General features: G+C 63.8%; 13 protein-coding genes. 3 read left to right on the plus strand and 10 right to left on the minus strand.

The window, feature by feature from the left end; translation table 11 throughout:
- The first annotated feature begins 3 nt into the window (after positions 1 to 3).
- Positions 4 to 804, plus strand: coding sequence for an enoyl-CoA hydratase/isomerase family protein (locus tag C7G61_RS02415; protein WP_108512443.1), 801 nt, complete (start codon positions 4 to 6; stop codon positions 802 to 804).
- Between the two features lie 65 nt (positions 805 to 869).
- On the opposite strand, the gene C7G61_RS02420 is transcribed toward C7G61_RS02415, so the two are convergent.
- The 5 genes from C7G61_RS02420 to C7G61_RS02440 all read right to left on the minus strand — a co-directional run bounded on the left by C7G61_RS02420 (position 870) and on the right by C7G61_RS02440 (position 8,165).
- Complete coding sequence (locus tag C7G61_RS02420; RefSeq protein WP_190241629.1) at positions 870 to 1,625, minus strand: VOC family protein; 756 nt, start codon at positions 1,623 to 1,625, stop codon at positions 870 to 872.
- 1 nt (position 1,626) lies between these two features.
- Positions 1,627 to 2,421 (minus strand): enoyl-CoA hydratase, encoded by a 795-nt coding sequence (locus C7G61_RS02425; protein WP_108512444.1) that lies wholly within the window; start codon positions 2,419 to 2,421, stop codon positions 1,627 to 1,629.
- A 182-nt stretch (positions 2,422 to 2,603) separates the two neighbouring features.
- Positions 2,604 to 3,812: an ABC transporter substrate-binding protein gene (locus C7G61_RS02430; protein WP_244608101.1), complete on the minus strand. Its 1,209-nt coding sequence runs from the start codon at positions 3,810 to 3,812 to the stop codon at positions 2,604 to 2,606.
- Between the two features lie 222 nt (positions 3,813 to 4,034).
- Positions 4,035 to 7,385, minus strand: a complete 3,351-nt coding sequence (locus tag C7G61_RS02435) for an adenylate/guanylate cyclase domain-containing protein (RefSeq protein WP_190241630.1) — start codon at positions 7,383 to 7,385, stop codon at positions 4,035 to 4,037.
- 366 nt (positions 7,386 to 7,751) lie between these two features.
- A complete protein-coding gene (locus C7G61_RS02440) occupies positions 7,752 to 8,165 on the minus strand; it encodes a VOC family protein (protein WP_108512445.1) in 414 nt (137 codons plus the stop codon).
- 82 nt (positions 8,166 to 8,247) lie between these two features.
- On the opposite strand from C7G61_RS02440, the gene C7G61_RS02445 reads away from it, so the two are divergent.
- Together C7G61_RS02445 and C7G61_RS02450 are read left to right on the plus strand one after the other, a co-directional pair.
- On the plus strand, positions 8,248 to 9,036 hold the full coding sequence (locus C7G61_RS02445; protein ID WP_108512446.1) for a thermonuclease family protein: 789 nt from the start codon (positions 8,248 to 8,250) through the stop codon (positions 9,034 to 9,036).
- 147 nt (positions 9,037 to 9,183) lie between these two features.
- Positions 9,184 to 10,623, plus strand: coding sequence for a M48 family metalloprotease (locus C7G61_RS02450; protein ID WP_244608103.1), 1,440 nt, complete (start codon positions 9,184 to 9,186; stop codon positions 10,621 to 10,623).
- Positions 10,624 to 10,785: 162 nt separating this feature from the next.
- Here the strand turns inward: C7G61_RS02450 and C7G61_RS02455 are convergent, their stop codons facing one another.
- The 5 genes from C7G61_RS02455 to C7G61_RS02475 form a co-directional block, all read right to left on the minus strand.
- Positions 10,786 to 11,184, minus strand: a complete 399-nt coding sequence (locus C7G61_RS02455) for a hypothetical protein (RefSeq protein ID WP_108512448.1) — start codon at positions 11,182 to 11,184, stop codon at positions 10,786 to 10,788.
- Positions 11,185 to 11,903: 719 nt separating this feature from the next.
- Entirely contained in the window at positions 11,904 to 12,602 is a 699-nt protein-coding gene (locus C7G61_RS02460) for a CarD family transcriptional regulator (protein WP_338026037.1), read from the minus strand.
- Positions 12,603 to 13,109: 507 nt separating this feature from the next.
- Positions 13,110 to 13,448: a ferredoxin FdxA gene (fdxA, locus tag C7G61_RS02465; protein WP_108512449.1), complete on the minus strand. Its 339-nt coding sequence runs from the start codon at positions 13,446 to 13,448 to the stop codon at positions 13,110 to 13,112.
- Between the two features lie 135 nt (positions 13,449 to 13,583).
- Positions 13,584 to 13,853, minus strand: coding sequence for an RNA-binding S4 domain-containing protein (locus C7G61_RS02470; protein ID WP_108512450.1), 270 nt, complete (start codon positions 13,851 to 13,853; stop codon positions 13,584 to 13,586).
- A 12-nt stretch (positions 13,854 to 13,865) separates the two neighbouring features.
- A complete protein-coding gene (locus C7G61_RS02475) occupies positions 13,866 to 17,360 on the minus strand; it encodes a helicase-related protein (RefSeq protein WP_108512451.1) in 3,495 nt (1,164 codons plus the stop codon).
- Positions 17,361 to 17,521 lie beyond the last annotated feature (161 nt).

Consider the following 17,521-nt stretch of genomic DNA (forward strand, 5'->3'; position numbering starts at 1 on the left):
TTTATGACCAAATACATTGATATCGGCGTCGAGAAGCACGGCCATGTCGGCCTGATCGAAATCCGCAAGCCGCCCTTGAACTTCTTCGACGTCTCCCTGATCAACCAGATCGCGGATGCACTGGAAGAGTTCGACAAGGACATTGAAATCCGCGCTTCGGTGCTGGCCGCGCAAGGCAAGGCGTTCTGCGCCGGCGCCGATTTTTCCGATCCGAAGCGGCAGGAGCAGGAAGCCAGCGCGCAAAAGGACCCGGCGGCGAACCTGCCGATCAACCATCTCTATGTGCAGGCCGTGCGCATCTTCCGCAACAAGAAGCCGGTCGTCGCCGCCATCCATGGCGCCGCCATCGGCGGCGGACTGGGGCTTGCGGTATCCGCCGACTTCCGCGTTACCTGCCCCGAAGCGCGCTTCGCCGCCAATTTCACAAAACTCGGCTTCCATCCCGGCTTCGGCCTGACCGCGACGCTTCCCGAACTGGTCGGCAAGAACAATGCGGAATTGATCTTCTACACCAGCCGCCGCGTCACCGGCGAGGAAGCCACGCGGATGGGCCTCGCCAACATCTGCGTGCCACAGGACCAGGTGCGGGCTGAGGCGATGAAGCTCGCCGCCGAAATCGCCGAATGCTCGCCGCTCGGCCTGATCTCAACCCGCGCCACCATGCGCGCCGGCCTCGCCGACCGCGTGATGGCCGCCACCAACCACGAGTTGGTGGAGCAGACCAAGCTCCGCGCGACGGAGGATTTCAAGGAAGGCGTCAAGGCAACGGCGGAACGGCGGGTAGCGAACTTCAAGGGGCGGTAAGACCGCGCCGCTTGCGTCTCTTCCCTTCTTCCCTTGTGGGAGAAGGTGGCGCTCAAGTCCGGTGCTCACGCCAACAGGCCGAACGTCACCCCGCAAAGATCGAACGTATCGCCTGACACCTTGCAACCCCTGGCCTTCGCCGCATCGCGCACCTTGGCGATATCGGCGACCCTGAACGTCAGCCCACTCATCAGATCGCTCACGCCCTTGACGAAACGAAAGCTGGTATTGGGCAGTTTCAACGTGGGCTCGCCACCGCTGACAGCGATCCCCAAAATCTTTCCCCAATGCTCCGCCAGCCCTTGCGGATCCGGGCTCTGCATCTCGACTTCCGTCAGCGCCAGCGTCACATCCTTCCGAATCGACTTCTGCCAATCCGGCCCCGCCGGCGGGTACGGCCCCAGCACATCGTCGCTGCCATCGGTGTGGTTGAACTCGATGAACGCCGCGCGGCAGTCGCGCGGGTGCAGTTGCACGCCGTGATAGGGCGCGTGCGTGATTACGTTGGCGGTGCGCACGCCGATGCCATTGGCGTGCCTGCCGCGCGCGTCGGGATCGTCGCAGCAGAAGATCGCCATGTAGCCGCCGCGGCCGCCGGTCTTGTCGAGAAAACGCCCCGCCGCGGTGCCCGGCTGGGTCGGCGCCACGACTTCCAGCAAAATGGTGTCGACCGGCAGTAGCGCATTCTCCAGCCCGTATTTGGCGACGTTACCGTCACGGTAACAAACGTTGAGGCCCATGATCGCGGAAATATCCGGGATCACCGGCGCCAGATGCGGCGCCACCAGGCAGATCTGCCGCAGCCTGAGATATTCGGTCATCTCAATGTCCCTGAAATACCGGCTTGCGCTTCTCGACAAAGGCTTTCGCCGCTTCCTTGTGATCGGCGGTGTCGCCGGAACGCGAGTGGTGGATCGCTTCGGCGTCGAAGCAGGCTTCCAGCGACATCGTCTCGGCGTTGTTGATGTTGCGCTTGATGTAGCCCAGCGTCACCGACGGCCCCTGCGCCAGCGACATCGCGAGATCATGCGCCTCGGCGTCGATGTCGGCGTCCGGCACCACTTTCGTCACCATGCCGAGATTATAGGCCTCCGTCGCGCTCAGCACCGGCGAGGTCAGATACAATTCGCGCGATTTCGCACTGCCCAGCATCTGGGTCAGGAAATAGGTGCCGCCGTAGTCGCCTGACAGGCCGACCTTGGCAAACGCGGTCGTGATCTTGCAGGAGGCGCTGGCGACGCGCAGGTCGCAGGACAGCGCGATCGAGAGGCCGGCGCCGGCGGCAGCACCATCGAGCTGCGCCACCACGGGCTTCGGCATCTGGTGCAGGATCCGCGATACTTCCATGCCGCGGCGCAGATTGGCCATCTTGGCCTCGAAGCCGAGCGGCGCCCTGCCCTCCGCCATCGACTTGACATCGCCGCCGACGCAGAACGTGCCGCCCGCGCCCTTGATCAGCACCGCGCGCACCTCGTGATCCTCCGCCGCGCGCCGCGCCGCCTCCACCAGCCCGCGCGTCATGTCCGGATTGAGCGCGTTGCGCCGGTCGGGGCGGTTCATGGTGATGGTGAGCAGCCCAGTGTCGAGATTCTGGAGAACCATTTCGTTTGCGCTCATGTGTCGTGCTTTCGTTGTTGTTGGTTGAGATTGGATTCCGGTCTCACATCGTCATTGCCTGCGACAAACGCGAAGCGTTTGCGCAAGGGAGCAAAGCGACGAAGCAATCCATCTTTCTTGATGCCGCGCGATGGATTGCTTCGCTTCGCTCGCAATGACGAGGAGACAGCAGCGCCTCTAATCTATTTCTTCACCAGCGGGCAGCGCGAAGCTTCCAGCGGCTGGAATGCCTCGCTGCCGGGGATCGTGGCCAGCAGCTTGTAATAGTCCCAGCGCGCCTTCGATTCAGACGGCTTCTTGACCTCGAACAGATACATGTCGTGCACCATGCGGCCGTCCTCGCGAATCCGGCCGTTCCTGGCGAACATGTCGTTGACCGGCGTCTCCTTCATCACCTTCATGACCGCAGCGGCGTCCGTGGTGCCGGCGGCCTTCACGGCTTTCAGGTAATGGCCGACGGACGAGTAGACGCTGGCCTGCGCCGCGGTCGGCGGCCGCTTGACGCGCTCCACGAAGCGCTTTGAGAACGCCCGGGTGTCGTCATTGAGATCCCAGTAGAACGCCTCCGCCAGCAACAGGCCCTGCGCCGTCTCCAAGCCCACGCTGTCGATGTCGGTCACGAAGGCGAGCAGCGGCGAGAGTTTCTGGCCGCCGCTCTTGGTCAGCCCGAATTCCGCCGCCTGCTTGATCGCGTTGATGGTGTCGCCGCCGGCATTCGCCAATCCCACCACCTTCGCCTTCGAACTCTGCGCCTGCAGCAGGAACGAGGAGAAGTCCGACGTGTTGAGCGGATGCTTGACGCCGCCGAGCACCTTGCCGCCGGCCTTCACCACCACATTGGTGGTGTCCTTTTCCAGGTCCTGGCCGAAAGCATAGTCTGCGGTGAGGAAGTACCAGGTCTCGAAGCCTGACTTGACGGTGGCGAGCCCGGTGACGTTGGCCTGCGCAAACGTGTCGTAGGAATAATGCACGGTGTAGGGACCGCAGGCCTCGTTGCTCAGCCGGATCGAGGCGGGGCCGCTATACATCACGATCTTGTTGCGCGCTTTCGCAATCTCGCCGGCGGCCAAGGCAGTCGCAGACGCCGCCACGTCGTACAGCATCTCGACACCCTGGTTGTCGAGCATGTCGCGCGCGATGCTGGCGGCAAGGTCGGCCTTGTTGAGATGATCGGCCGCAACGATCTCGACCTTGCGTCCCAGCACCTCGCCGCCAAAGTCTTCCACCGCCATCTTCGCGGCGGTCTCGCTGCCGGGGCCGGTGATATCGGCGTAAAGCCCGGACATGTCGAGGATGCCGCCGAGCTTGAGCGGCGGCTTGCCTTGTGCCAATGCCACCGTCGCCGACAGCGCCAGTACCGCGGCGACAATGCCTGTTGTTGCTCTTTTCACGAAGGCCTCCCTGCTCACACGCCACATTGCCTGCGGCTTTGAAATTTGCTCGCCGCAATCATGCCGCATGGCATCCATAGCGGCAAGGCACTGACGTTTTCCGTTAAACGGAATGATCCCGTAGTATGGGTAGAGCGCAGCGAAACCCATCAATCCCTGCGCGGAGCCGCGATGGGTTTCGCTTCGCTCTACCCACCCTACGCACTGGCTCGACAGCAACGATCACCAGTTGCCGCGCCCGGCCACTTGTCCACGCCTGAGCAAGGTTTCCGCTTCTTCGATTTCGGGCAGATCTCGCTGCGTGTCGAAATCAACAAGAACTGGTGCGAGCACCTCTTGTATTGCCTCGGCTCGTCCATCTGCACAATAGAGGTGTGCAAGTCCAACGGCACTGCGCAGCTCGAAAGTCTTCGTCTGCTGGGTGCGGGCGATTTCCAGGGCGCGACGGAACGTGTCTTCGGCCATCGAAACATCAGGCGGATCAAGACGCAACAACAGCTCCCCCTGGCTGCGATGGAGTTCGGCATCGAGCCAATGCTGGCCGGATTGTTCTGTCGAGGCGATCAACTCCCGCAAAATTTCCAGCCCGGTCTCCGTTTGCCCGGCCTCCGCATTCGCCACCGCAACCTGCATCCCCCAGAACGGTTCGCAGAGATAGCAATCGTTCTCGTGAAGCAGTGTCCAGCCTCGTTGCATTTCCGAAAGCCCACCTGTCCGGTCGCCGGCGCGCCACTGTGCCAGGCCGTTCAGGTAGCTGCCGGCAGCGACATACAACGGCATCGTATGCTCGCGCGCGAGGCCGAGCGCGAGGATAGTCTCCGTTTCCTGCAGCATGCCGCCGCATAGTCCATCGAAGACCGCCTTGTGAACGAGTGCATTGGCTTGGGAAAGCGCCCGCTTTTCTCCCGTGGCACACACCGCATCAGCAGCGAGCCGGCGCGATCGATCAATTTCGCCGAGCGGCCAAAGCACCAGCGCAAGAAACCTCATAATGACAAAAGGCAGGTCCAGTGCCGACGCCCTGAAGGTCGCCGGGTTGCGTTCGGCCTCATAGGTCGCGAGCGCTCGCTCAAGATGCAGTTGCGCGTTCAGGTAATCGCCCCCGAACCAGGAGGTTACGCCGCTCGTACAATGTGCGACGACTGCGGCCACCGGCGACTCCGGCCGCTGCCTGGCGACGCCCATGATGGCCTCCGTCAACTCCCGCATCGGCGCGATCTCGCCGTGGGTCAGGCAGGCATTGAACAGGCCCGAATGGATCGGCGCCAGTTCGACCGGGTCGTCGATGTCGGCGGTGAACTGTCGGGCCCGCTTCCATGCGGCCACCGTTTCGGGGGCGCTGTGGCCAAGGCTACCCCGCAGCGCGCGACCATAGGCGATTTGAAGCTGCAGCCGGTTCATGGTCCGGCCCGGCTCATCGGGCAGCGCATCGGCGATGGCGACCGCCTTGCCGAGATGTGCGATAGCCTCGGTATAGGCCGAGCGTTTCAAGGCCTGCTGCCCGGCCTTGCGCCACCATTCGAGGGCTACACCGCTCAGCCCCGCTTCAGTGAAGTGATACGCCAGGACTTCCGGCTCGGTCTCGGCGATGATTGGAAACTTGTCGCGCAGAACGTCGCCGATGTGCTTGTGGAGCAATTGCCGCCGGCTCTTGAGCAGGCTCTCGTAAGCCGTTTCCTGAACGAGCGCATGCTTGAAGCTATAAGTCGCTTCCGGCGGCGTCCCGCGGCGCAATAGCAGTTCGGCTTCCTCGAGTTGCGCCAGCGCAGCGCTCAGCGTCTGGTCGTCGCGCCCCGCCACGGATCGCAGCAACGTATATGAGAAGTCGCGGCCAATGGCGGCGCCGATCTGCGCCACCTCCTTGACCGGCGCCAGCCGGTCAAGCCGCGCCATCAGCGAGTCCTGCAGGGTCGCGGGAATGGCGAGCGGCGGCAGCGGACTATCGAGGCGGTAGCGCCCGGCATGTTCCACGAGCAATCCCGACTCCAGCACCATCTTGGTCAGTTCTTCCACGAACAGCGGGACGCCGTCCGTCTTGTCGATGATCTGGGTCATCATCTCGCCCGGCAGCTTCCGGCCGACGGTCACCTGCTCGACCAGGGCGCGCGTGTCCTGCCGGTCAAGCCGATCGAGCCGCAGCAGGCTGACATTGGCGAGACCCACCCAGGGCGGCTCGAACTCGGGCCGGAATGTCGCGAGCGCGAGTACCGGCAGTCGCCTCATCCGATCGACGGCGAGGTCGAACAACTCGAGCGTCGTGGCATCGGCCCAGTGCATGTCCTCGCAGATAAACAGCAGCGGCTGTTGCCGTGCCAGGCCTTCAAACTGGTCGAGAAGCGCGGCGAAGGTCTGTCGCCGCTGCTGCACGGGATTCAAGCCTAGCGGCGGATACCGCTCGCCGGTCGGGATCGAAAGCAGCGCGGCAATGAGCGGCGCCGTGTTGGCCACCTGTTGCGTTCCAAGCGCGAGCATTGCCTCGAGCTTGTCGAGTTTCCGCTCAGGGCTATCCTGTAGCTCGATGCCGGCGGCGCGCTCAAGCTGGGCGATAAAGGGATGAAGCGCGCTGTTGGCGTGGTAGGGCGAACACTGATACCGCAGCCGGCGAGGCGATCCCAACGCAGGGTTCTCGGATAGCGCTGCCATCAGGCGCGACTTGCCGATCCCGGCCTCACCGGAAATCAGCACCATCTGGCCTTCGCCCTGCCATGCCAGTTGCTGGCGCGAGAGCACGAATTCGATCTCCGCCTTGCGACCGACAAAGCCGATGGACCGCGCCGTACGCACCGCCTCGAAGCGGCTCTCCGATGCAGCTCCACCTTCGACCGCCCAGACCGCGATGGGATCGGAGATGCCCTTGACCTCGCGGTGGCCGAGATTGCGAAACGTGAAGAGATCGCCAAGCAATGCACGCGTCGAAGCCGCAACGACGACCGCTCCCGGCTCTGCCAGGCCCTGCAGTCGGGCGGCGATATTCGGTGCATCGCCGACCATTGCCTGCTGCTCTGATGCGCCGCCGCTGATGAGGTCGCCCACCACCACCAGCCCGGTCGCGATCGCTATCCGCACCTCGACCCGTTCCGCGCGCGTCTCAAGCGGCCCTACTGCGGCGATGATGTCGAGCCCCGCTCGCACTGCGCGCTCCGCGTCATCCTCGTGCGCGCGGGGATAGCCAAAATAGGCAAGTATGCCATCGCCCACAAACCTGGCGATAATGCCGTCGTAGGTTGCGATCACCCTGGCGCAGGCGGCCCGATAGGCGCGGATCACCTCCCACATATCCTCGGGATCAAGGCGAGCCGAGAGCGCGGTCGAGCCCACAAGATCACAGAACATGACGGTGAGATGGCGTCGCTCGGCATCGTGCCGATGAACCTGTTCGGTGACCAATTCTGCCTGATTGAGTTCGGCGATCGCGCGCAGCATTTTGCGTCGATGGCCGAGCAGGACACCGAGCCTGTCGAAGTCCTGGTCCGTCAGTTCGGAAAGGACGCCAAGATCAATCCCGTTCTCGGCAAAACGCAGCGCGTATTGCCCTAAGCCGAGATTCTCGAGCCAGTCTGAAATCTGCTGCATGGGATCCACCGGATGTGTGGTTGACAGCAGGCCGAGTTGGGCCACGGCGAAGAAAACCTATCCCAATGTCTTGGCGATGGCACGCCTTGATGCAGCAATTCGGTGGCGGCTAGCCCTTTATTTCCTGCGAAGCGGTGCTCGGCTACAGTGCTCACTACCAAGCAGCGCATGACATGATGCCGACAACTGGATTTTGGTGCGCGCGCGATTTGCAGCAAGCAGCATTGTACAACCAGCGCGCAGGACGGAGTATGCCGATACATTCACGCGGCAGTTCGCAGGATGGGTAGAGCGCAGCGAAACCCATCAATCATTGCGCGGAGGCGTGATGGGTTTCGCTTCGCTCTACCCATCCTACGCAGCGCGCTACCCCAACAACCCCTTCCCCGGCACATGATTGAGTTCGAGTCGAATGCCGTCGGGGTCCTCGAACAAAATCGAATAGTACCCCGGCGCCCATTGATCCTCGCGCGGCGCGCGGATGATTTTTGTACCAAGCGTCGCCAGAAACGCGTGCAGTTCATCGATGTCGGCGCGTTCACGGGCACGGAAGCAGAGATGATGCAAACCGACACGCTTCTGCTCGAATGCCGCGCCTTCATGCTCGGCTGACGGCGCGCTGATGCCGACCGCGGTCCGGCCGCCGACGCAGTAGTAGGTCGTCTCGGTGTCGATCACCGGCTTCAAGCCGAGAAACGGCAGCAGCTTGCGATAAAAATCGCGGGAGCGTTCATAATTCGAGGCGGTGAGGAAAATATGTGCGATGCCGTTGACTTCCATTGTCTCTCCCCGCGTGGCAATCTCAGGTAGTGATGCCGTTGCCGGCGACCATACAGGAACAAGCGGGACGAAGAGCAGCGGTATGACCCCTCCGGCATTGCGTAACAGCGCTGCGTTCCCGGCATTGGCCGCGTCATTTCTCGTGCTGGCGACCGCCGGACCGGCCTGCGCCGCCGGTTGCCTGCTTGAGCCGCAGGGCGAAGGCCGCGTTGCCGCCGTGGTCGATGCGCGCAGCCTTCGCCTCGAAGACGGCCGCGAGGTCCGTCTCGCCGGCATCGAGCGTGGTGGAACCGACGGGGCCAGCGGCAGGGCCGCATTGTCCGCCATCGCCGGCGGCCGAGAGGTGACGCTGCATGGCGACGACGACACGCCGGATCGCTATGGCCGCCAGGGCGCCTTTGTGTTCGTGGCCGGCTCGGAACACTCGGTGCAAAGCGAGCTGCTGCGCCGCGGCGAGGCGTTGGTTTCGAGTGACACATCCGAAAAAAATTGCGCTGCAACACTGGCCGCTGCCGAGAACGCGGCGCGGGATGCCAAATTGGGCATCTGGGCTGAAACCACGGCCATAAAAAACGCGGAAAGTTCGGGCGATATTCTGTCCGCGATTGGGCACTTTTCGGTAGTCGAGGGCAGAGTTCTGTCCGTTCGGCAGGCGGGGGCGATTACCTACCTGAATTTCGGGCGGAACTGGACACGGGACTTTGCTGCGACTATTTCAAGGCGCATCATACCGGCGTTCGAGAGCGCCAACCTTGGACCTAAATCGCTCGAAAATCGACGGATTCGTGTCCGCGGCATTGTCTCGTCGCGGGGAGGACCACGGATTGAGCTGTTCCGGGTGGGGCAGGTTGAGGTGCTGGGCGGGAAATAACGCATGATCCGAGGGCTGGGCACCGGTTTTCGTTTGGATCAGGCGCAAAACAGGGATGAGATCGACGATCCCAGTCGGATCGTAGGTCCAGTGGCTGATTTGACGCATCGTGGAAAACGGCGCGAAGGAAACTCGGGCTGCCGCCTCTTGGCTGCGCCAGCGCTGTTGTGCGCCGCGCTCACGGTTGCCTCCTGTGGAAATCTCGGAAAACTCGAGACCGCGCCGCCGACGGTGGCGGCGCCAAAGCCGAGCCGCGTCGTCGCGCAGACGCCGGCGAGCGAGCGCGAACATGAGCGCATTCTCGCCTCCTATGGCGGCGCCTATGACGATCCGAAACTCGCGACCCTGATCGGCAAGACGGTCGACCGGCTGGTCGCGGCCTCCGACCGTCCCGAGCAGGCCTACCGGGTGACCATCCTCAATTCCGGGGCCGTGAACGCCTTCGCGCTGCCGACCGGCCAGCTCTATGTGACGCGCGGGCTGGTGGCGCTCGCCAGCGATACCTCCGAACTGTCCTCGGTGCTGAGCCACGAGATGGCGCATGTCATCGCAAAGCACGCCTCGATCCGGGAAGACCAGGCGCGGCAGGCTGCGGTCGTGACCCGTGTCGTCACCGACATGAGCAACGACCCCGATCTGACGGCGCTGGCGCTGGCGAAAACGAAACTGACGATGGCGAGCTTCTCGCGCGCACAGGAATTCGAAGCCGACGGCATCGGCGTCGGCATTGCGGCCCGTGCCCGTTTCGATCCCTATGGCGCGGCACGCTTCCTCGCCGCGATGGAGCGCAATGCGGCGATGAAGGCTGGCAAGACCTCGCTCGATCCCCGCGCGCAGGATTTCCTGTCCTCGCATCCGGCAACCCCCGAGCGCGTGCAGAACGCGCAGGCCAGCGCCCGGCAATACTCCTCGCCGCAGAACGCCGAGCGCGACCGCGAGACCTATCTCGCCGCGATCGACAACCTCGTCTACGGCGAGGATCCCAGCGAAGGTTTCGTGCGCGGCCGGCGCTTCCTGCATCCCAAGCTCGGCTTCACCTTCGCTGCGCCCGATACGTTTACGCTGGATAACACCGCGCAGGCCGTGATCGGCGTGCGCGAAGGTGGCACGCAGGCGATGCGCTTCGACGTGGTGCGCGTGCCGGCCGAACAGTCGCTTGCCGATTATCTCAATTCCGGCTGGATGGAAGGCGTCGACAAGGGCTCGACCGAAGACCTCATGATCAACGGCTTCCCGGTGGCTTCGGCTTCCGCGAACGGCGATCAATGGCAGTTCAAGGTCTTTGCGCTGCGCTACGGCAGCGATGTCTACCGCTTCATCTTCGCCGCCAAGCAGCGCAACACCGAGAGCGAGCGCAATGCGCGCGAGACGGTGAATTCCTTCCGCCGCCTGACGCTCGAAGAAATCCAGGCCGCGCGCCCCCTGCGCATCAAGGTCATCACCGTGCAGCCCGGCGATACCGTCGAATCCCTCTCCCACCGCATGACCGGCGTCGACCGCCCGACCGAGCGCTTCCGCATCCTCAACGGCCTCGACCAGCACGCCCAGGTCAAGCCAAGGGATCGCGTGAAGATCGTGGTGGATTGAGGCGGGGGCACTCGACGGAACGTAGCCCGGATGGAGCGAAGCGCAATCCGGGATTGCTCGCCCCACCCTGCGACGGCCCCGGATTTCGGTTCGCTCCATCCGGGCTACACATCTCCCCTTGTGGGAGAAGGGAGACGAACATCAAGTATATTACGGCCTCACCTACTCGCTGCTTACGCGCGCACGCCAGCGCGCCTCAAACGTATTGTCGGCGTCGAGCATTCGCGCCTGTGCATCCATGGGGTCGCTACGTTTCTCTGCGGCGACAACGACGGGCGCCGTAGCGACAACGACGGGCGTCACATCGAGCTTGGCCTGGACCTTGGCTTGCGAGGGCGCCACAGCGGCCCACCGCAATGAGGATTTCGGGATCACGGCCTTGCCGGCGTACCAGCATTTTCGTCCGTCGATGAGGCGCCAGGACCAATGCCCTCGTGCATTTGATGCCGGCTTGACGCTGCATTCCTTGATCTGCGCTTTCGCCTGCACAGTCGGCATGCCGATCGGCGCGAGAGCAGCAATGCAAGCGGCGAAAAAGACCAGCGGAACTTGAGTCTTCATCGAACACCCCTGCGGTTCAATTGGATGTGGAAGGCCAGACTCACTTTTAAATTTGGTCACAAGAGGCCGGAAATCTGACCACATTCCGAGAGAACGGCGGCGCGACAGGTTGAGGCTAAAGTTCCCGACCACTGCTGACGCAAGCGACTTGTCCGCCGCGGCACGCACGCGCGAAGTCGAAGACAATCCGGGCAGGCGAGCAAACCGGCATCACATCGGCATTGTCAGGTCGCCGTCAGCCTTCGGTTCCAATTGCCCTGTCTCGGTAGAGCGATGGCCAGCACAGATTCCAACAGCGAGATCGCGTCGGGTTCCACCGCGGAACCGGAAGTCGACCCGCCGTTACTGCAAATGTACTCAGCAAAAATGACCGGAACGGATTGCGGGCTCAAGCGTCGGCTTCCCAACGGAAGGGATCGCGGCAAAGGGATCGCAGCATGGAAAACTTTCTTCTTTTCATCCTGGCGAGCAGCTTCTGCACGCTGGTAGCGGGCGTCACGCTCCTGCTGCGGCCATTGGTGGGCCTGCCCTGATGGTCCCGGCGGGACCCGGCTCGCCAACACAAGGGCAGATATCCAGGCGCCTTTGCTTCTGAAGCAGCTTCTGGCGTTTGAAGCTCCGCGCTCGCAGTGCTCTCCACGGCTTCTTGCGTTCGCACACGTCGCAAACAAAAAGCCCGATCTTTCGACCGGGCTTTTATCTCAATCCGTCGAACCCTTTCAGGCGGCTTCGTCCGCCACGGCAGCGTCGTCGCCGTCAGCCTCGACATCGGCCTCGTCGGCTTCGCCGTCAGCCTCGGTCGCTTCAGCCTTGGCGCCGCGGCGCGGGCTCTTGGCGAGCTGGCTTTCGATTTCCTTGACCGCTTCGGTCTCCGTCGAATGCTGGACGACGGCGATTTCGCGCGACAGGCGATCGAGGGCGGCTTCATACAGCTGGCGCTCGCTGTAGGACTGCTCGGGCTGCGATTCCGAACGGTAGAGGTCGCGGACCACTTCGGCGATCGCGACGATGTCGCCCGAATTGATCTTCGCTTCGTATTCCTGCGCCCGGCGCGACCACATGGTCCGCTTGACGCGCGCACGGCCCTTGAGCGTCTCCAGCGCCTTCTTGACCAGCGCCGGCTCGGACAGCTTGCGCATGCCGACATTGGCGACCTTGGCGGTCGGCACGCGGAGCGTCATCTTGTCCTTCATGAAATTGATCACGAACAGCTCGAGCTTGGCGCCCGCGATCTCCTGCTCCTCGATGGCCAGGATCTGGCCGACGCCGTGGGCGGGATAGACCACGAATTCATTGGCCTTGAAGCCCTGACGCTGGGTCACGACCTTCTTCGGCTCCTCGACGCGCGGCGCGGCGGCGACCGGCTTGGCGGGAGCCTTCGGCGCAACAACGGCGGCTTTCGGGGGCGCAGCCTTCACAGGGGTCTTCACAGGAGCTTTGGCAGCAACTTTGGACGCAGGGGTCTTCGAACCCGCCGCTTTCGCGACAGTCTTGGCAGTCTTTTCTGGCATTGCGCTTCTTTTGTTCTTTGAGGACTTTGTGGCCGCAACCTTCCTTGCGACCTTTACAGTCGCCTTGGCACGGCCTTTGGTTGCGCTGCGGCTGGCCGGAGCGGCTTTTTTCGTGGTCTTGGAAGCACTCTTTTTACGCGTTTTCTGTGACACAGCCTGCGCGCGGAACTGCCACGCCCCTGTTCGATGTTTTACGGGAACCCACCGGGGCCACAAGCTACGCATGGCCAGGATCGGCTTGTAATGTGCCCAATATAGCACATTTTCCGCAAAAATCAATGATTTACGCCGGGTTCCGGGCCTTTACGGGGCCGTATCCGCCATAAGTCCAATAACAGGGTTAAATCAGCAACGCTGGTTCGGTTCAGATTGGGATCGAAAACAGGCTCAACGAGCCCTTAACTTATCCACAGCCTAGTCGCCGCTACCGGGTTCCTTGGAAAAATATTTCTCGAACTTGCCCTCCACACCCTCGAATTCTTTCGCGTCCGTCGGCGCTTCCTTCTTCTGGGTGATGTTGGGCCAGCTCTTGGCGTACTCGGTGTTGACCTCGAGCCACTTCTCCAGACCGGGCTCGGTGTCCGGCTTGATGGCGTCGGCGGGACATTCGGGTTCGCAGACGCCGCAGTCGATGCATTCGTCGGGATGGATGACCAGCATGTTCTCGCCCTCGTAGAAGCAGTCGACGGGGCAGACCTCAACGCAGTCGGTATATTTGCATTTGATGCAGGCTTCAGTGACGACGTAAGTCATCCAGGGCTCCGAACAAGGCTCCGAAACGGATCAGTTTTCCGGGGTTTGCGTAGCGCATGCAGTGCGCTGCCGCAAGGGAAGCGGCAGCGGCAAACGGCCGTTTTTCAGGCGTTCCCGCGAGCCCAATGCAGATAGTTATTGTTTGCCGTTCTGCAAATCATCATAGAGCACGCGCGCGGCCGCAGCGTCGCCCCGCCGCTCGGAGAATCCGATCACCTTGAGGACGCGCACGGTGCGATCGAGCGCGATCGTCAGCACATCGCCGACCTTCACCGAATGTCCCGGCGCCATTTCGCGCACGCCGTTGATGCGGACGTGACCGGCTTCGACGAGCGCGGCAGCGGAGGTGCGGGCCTTCACCACCCGCGCGTGCCACAGCCACTTATCGAGACGCTGCCGCTCCAAATATCTGCTCGACTATTCCTTGCGATTGCCGGCGAGCTGTTCCTTCAGTGCCGCCAGTTTTGCAAATGGCGAATTGGGATCGACCGGCCGATCGCGCTCGCGCGGCGCCGCGCTGGTCGCCCACTGACGGTGCGATGGTCCCTGGTCGCGCTTGTCACGACCGCCCTTGTCGCGTCCGCCGAAATCGCGGCCGCCGCGCTCGCCCTTGTTGCGATCACCACCCTTGTTGCGGTCGCCCTTGTTGCGATCGAATTTGTCGCGGCGATCGCCGTCGCGGCCCTTGCCTTCAAAACGCTCGCGGGGCGGACGGTCCTGACGCGTCTGCTCGCGCGCTTCAGTCGCCGGTGCGCTCTCAGTCGCGGGCGCAGCGGTAGCATCGGCCGGCGCGCCCTCACGCGGCTTGCGGAAGTCATTGCGGCGACCGCGCCGATGACGCTGCTCGCGCGGCGCGCCCTCGCCGCCTTCGCTGGCTGCGGCAGCTTGCGCGCCTTCGGCCGGGCGGCCGTGATGGCGCTGGCGGTTGCGGTCGTGATGCGGGCGGCGCTCGTCGGAACGGCCACCGGGCCGCCAGACTTCGATGAGCGCAGGCTCGGCCGGCGTCTCGGATTTCGTTTCAGGCTTGGCTTCCAAGGCTTCAGCGGGAACGGCTTCCGCGGCTACGGCCTCCGCGGGAGCGGCTTCAGCGAGAGCGGCTTCGGCAGGCGCTTCGCTCGCGGTGGCGGGCTCGGCCGCAGCTTCGGCGGCGCTGATCGTCGGCTCCGCCTCCTGTTCCGGGGGCGTGTCCGCGATCGCGGCCTCCGCCGGCGTGGTCTCGGCGGGTTCGGGTGCGGCCTCGAGCGGCGCGGCAGGCTCTTCGCTCGCGACGGGTACCGGCGTGACATTGGGCAGCAGCGATGCCGACGGCGCGGGATCGCCTGACATCGGCAGATCGGCTGCGACTTCTTCCGCCGGTGTCTCTGCGATTGTCTCGGCGCTCGCCTCGACCGGCGGTGCCTCAGTGGAGACGGTCTCGACCACTTCCACCGGCGCAGGCTTCGGCGGCAGCGGCGGCCGCTTGTCCATGCGGTAGCCGAGCGCGCGCAGGATCGAGGCGAAATCTTCGCCGGCAGATCCCGTCAGCGAGGTCATCGCCTGCGTCACCACAAAGCCGCGGCCATCGAACGCGCCGGTCGGCTTTTCGCCGGGCGAGCTCTCGCGCCACGCCAGCGCGGGACGAATGAGATCGGCAAGCCGCTCCAGGATATCGACGCGCACCGCGCGCTCGCCGCACTGGCGATAGCCGAGCACGCGATAGGCGTCGCGGTGCAACGCCTTGTCGACCGGGAAAGACGTGCGCCCCGAACTCGCCAGATGCTGCGCGCCCGACAGCGCCGACATGTCGACATTGTCCTGCTTCTCGGCCCACAGCAGCGACGCCAGCGCGCGCGCTGCCGGCTTCAGCAGCCCGGGGAAATAGATGTGATAGGCGCCGAAGCGCACGCCGTATTTGCGCAAGGTGGCGCGCGAGGCCTGGTCGAGATCCTTCATCTCGGCGGAGATCTTTGCGCGCTCCAGCACGCCGAGCGCCTCGACCAGTTGGAACGCGATGCCGCGCCCGATGCCGGTGATGTCCTCGGCCTTGGAAAGGCCGAACAGCGGCCCCAGCAGCTTTTCGATATGCGTCTTCAGCCACAGATCGAGCCGCGCCTGCACGGCCTCGCGCGGCGCCCCTGACAGGCGATCATCGGCAATGATGCGCAATCGCGGATGCAGCGCGTCGTCGGCCGCGACGAGCTTTGCGACGGCATCTCCAGTCCAGCGGATGGTGCCGTCTGACGTCAGCACGAACTGATCGTCGGGCGCCGCGGCAAGTTTTGTGGCGCGCGTATCGATCTCGCTGGCGAGCACCTGCTGGGCGGCCGCCTGCAACGCTTTCGCATCCGAGCCGGCTTCCGCCGCATCGGGTGCAAAGGTAAATCCATCGAGCCGGCCGATCGCGTGGCCTTCCACAATCACTTCGCCGGTCTTGCCAATTTCCGTATTCAAAACACTGTTCTCCCGCAGGCGGCGCATCAATACACTGGTCCGCCGGTCAACGAAACGCTCCGTAAGCCGTTCATGCAGCGCATCGGATAATTTATTTTCGACCTCCCGCGTAATCCCCTGCCAGTGGTCGGGGTCGGACAGCCAGTCCGGGCGGTTGGCGACGAAGGTCCAGGTGCGGATTTGCGCGATCCGGCCCGACAGCGTGTCGATATCGCCGGTGACGTGGTCGGCCTGGTCGACCTGGGCGGCGAACCATGCGTCAGGTATGCGGCCCCTTTTCATCAGGAATGCATAAAGCGTGGTCACGAGCTCGGCGTGGGCCGCGGGCGCCAGCCGGCGGTAATCCGGGATCTGGCAGGCGTCCCACAGCCGTTCCACGGCGGCCGCGCCGTGGGCCATGTCCCTCACCTCGCCGTCGCGCGCCGCGTGATCGAGCACGCGCTGATCCTCGGCGATCGGCGCGCGGGTCAAGGTCTCGTGCCCCGGCGGCAGCGCCAGCGACACCTGCAGCGCGCCGAGCGAGGCAAAATCCAGTTTCGAATTGCGCCACTGCAGCATTTTGACGCTGTCGAACGTGTGGTTCTGCAGCGCGTTCACCAGTTCCGGTTCGAACGGCGCGCAGCGCCCCGTAGTGCCGAACGTGCCGTTGCGCGTGGCGCGCCCGGCGCGGCCCGCGATCTGCGCGAACTCGGACGGATTGAGCCTTCGGAATTGGTAGCCGTCGTATTTGCGGTCTGACGCAAAGGCCACATGATCGACATCGAGGTTGAGCCCCATGCCGACCGCATCGGTGGCGACGAGATAATCGACGTCGCCGTTCTGAAACATCGCGACCTGCGCATTGCGTGTGCGTGGGCTAAGCGAGCCCAATACGACGGCAGCGCCGCCATGCTGCCGGCGGATCAGTTCGGCGATGGCGTAGACTTCGTCGGCCGAGAACGCGACGATCGCGGTGCGTCGCGGCTGGCGCGTGATCTTGCGGTCGCCGGCGAATTCGAGCTGCGACAGCCGTGGCCGGGTGATGATGGAGGCGCCCGGCAATAGCCGTTCGATGATCGGGCGCATGGTGGCAGCACCCAGCAGCAGCGTCTCGTCGCGGCCGCGGCGATGCAAAATGCGATCGGTGAAGACATGGCCGCGTTCGAGATCGGCCGCGATCTGGATTTCATCGACGGCGAGAAAACTCACATCGAGATCGCGCGGCATCGCCTCGACGGTCGAGACCCAGTAGCGCGGATTCTTCGGCTTGATCTTCTCCTCGCCGGTGACGAGCGCGACGCTGTCCACGCCCGCGCGATCGGCGATCTTGTTGTAGACCTCGCGCGCGAGCAGCCGCAGCGGCAGGCCGATCACGCCGGAGGAATGCCCCAGCATCCGCTCGATGGCGAGATGCGTCTTGCCGGTGTTGGTCGGCCCGAGCACGGCGGTGACGCCGGCGCCTGGCGCGCGATCGGTCGCGAACGTGGAAGGTGAGAAAGCCATTATGTGCAGGTGTTTCTATTAAGTGCCGGCGCTTGAGCCGTCATTGCGAGTGAAGCGAAGCAATCCATAGCGCGGCAAGCGGAGGAATGGATTGCTTCGTCGCTACGCTCCTCGCAATGACGGGAAGCCCTTCTGGTTCCTCGGCGCCATCCCGCCGATTC

The sequence above is a fragment of the Bradyrhizobium algeriense genome (assembly GCF_003062295.1).
GTDB classification, from domain to species: Bacteria; Pseudomonadota; Alphaproteobacteria; order Rhizobiales; family Xanthobacteraceae; genus Bradyrhizobium; species Bradyrhizobium algeriense.

Excerpts from the sequence above, each read along its gene's own strand:
- C7G61_RS02415 (WP_108512443.1), top strand. The coding sequence starts at position 4 with ATGACCAAATACATTGATATCGGCGTCGAGAAGCACGGCCATGTCGGC.
- C7G61_RS02420 (WP_190241629.1), bottom strand. The coding sequence starts at position 1,625 with ATGACCGAATATCTCAGGCTGCGGCAGATCTGCCTGGTGGCGCCGCAT.
- C7G61_RS02425 (WP_108512444.1), bottom strand. The coding sequence starts at position 2,421 with ATGAGCGCAAACGAAATGGTTCTCCAGAATCTCGACACTGGGCTGCTC.
- C7G61_RS02435 (WP_190241630.1), bottom strand. The coding sequence starts at position 7,385 with ATGCAGCAGATTTCAGACTGGCTCGAGAATCTCGGCTTAGGGCAATAC.
- C7G61_RS02440 (WP_108512445.1), bottom strand. The coding sequence starts at position 8,165 with ATGGAAGTCAACGGCATCGCACATATTTTCCTCACCGCCTCGAATTAT.
- C7G61_RS02445 (WP_108512446.1), top strand. The coding sequence starts at position 8,248 with ATGACCCCTCCGGCATTGCGTAACAGCGCTGCGTTCCCGGCATTGGCC.
- C7G61_RS02455 (WP_108512448.1), bottom strand. The coding sequence starts at position 11,184 with ATGAAGACTCAAGTTCCGCTGGTCTTTTTCGCCGCTTGCATTGCTGCT.
- fdxA (WP_108512449.1), bottom strand. The coding sequence starts at position 13,448 with ATGACTTACGTCGTCACTGAAGCCTGCATCAAATGCAAATATACCGAC.
- C7G61_RS02475 (WP_108512451.1), bottom strand. The coding sequence starts at position 17,360 with ATGGCTTTCTCACCTTCCACGTTCGCGACCGATCGCGCGCCAGGCGCC.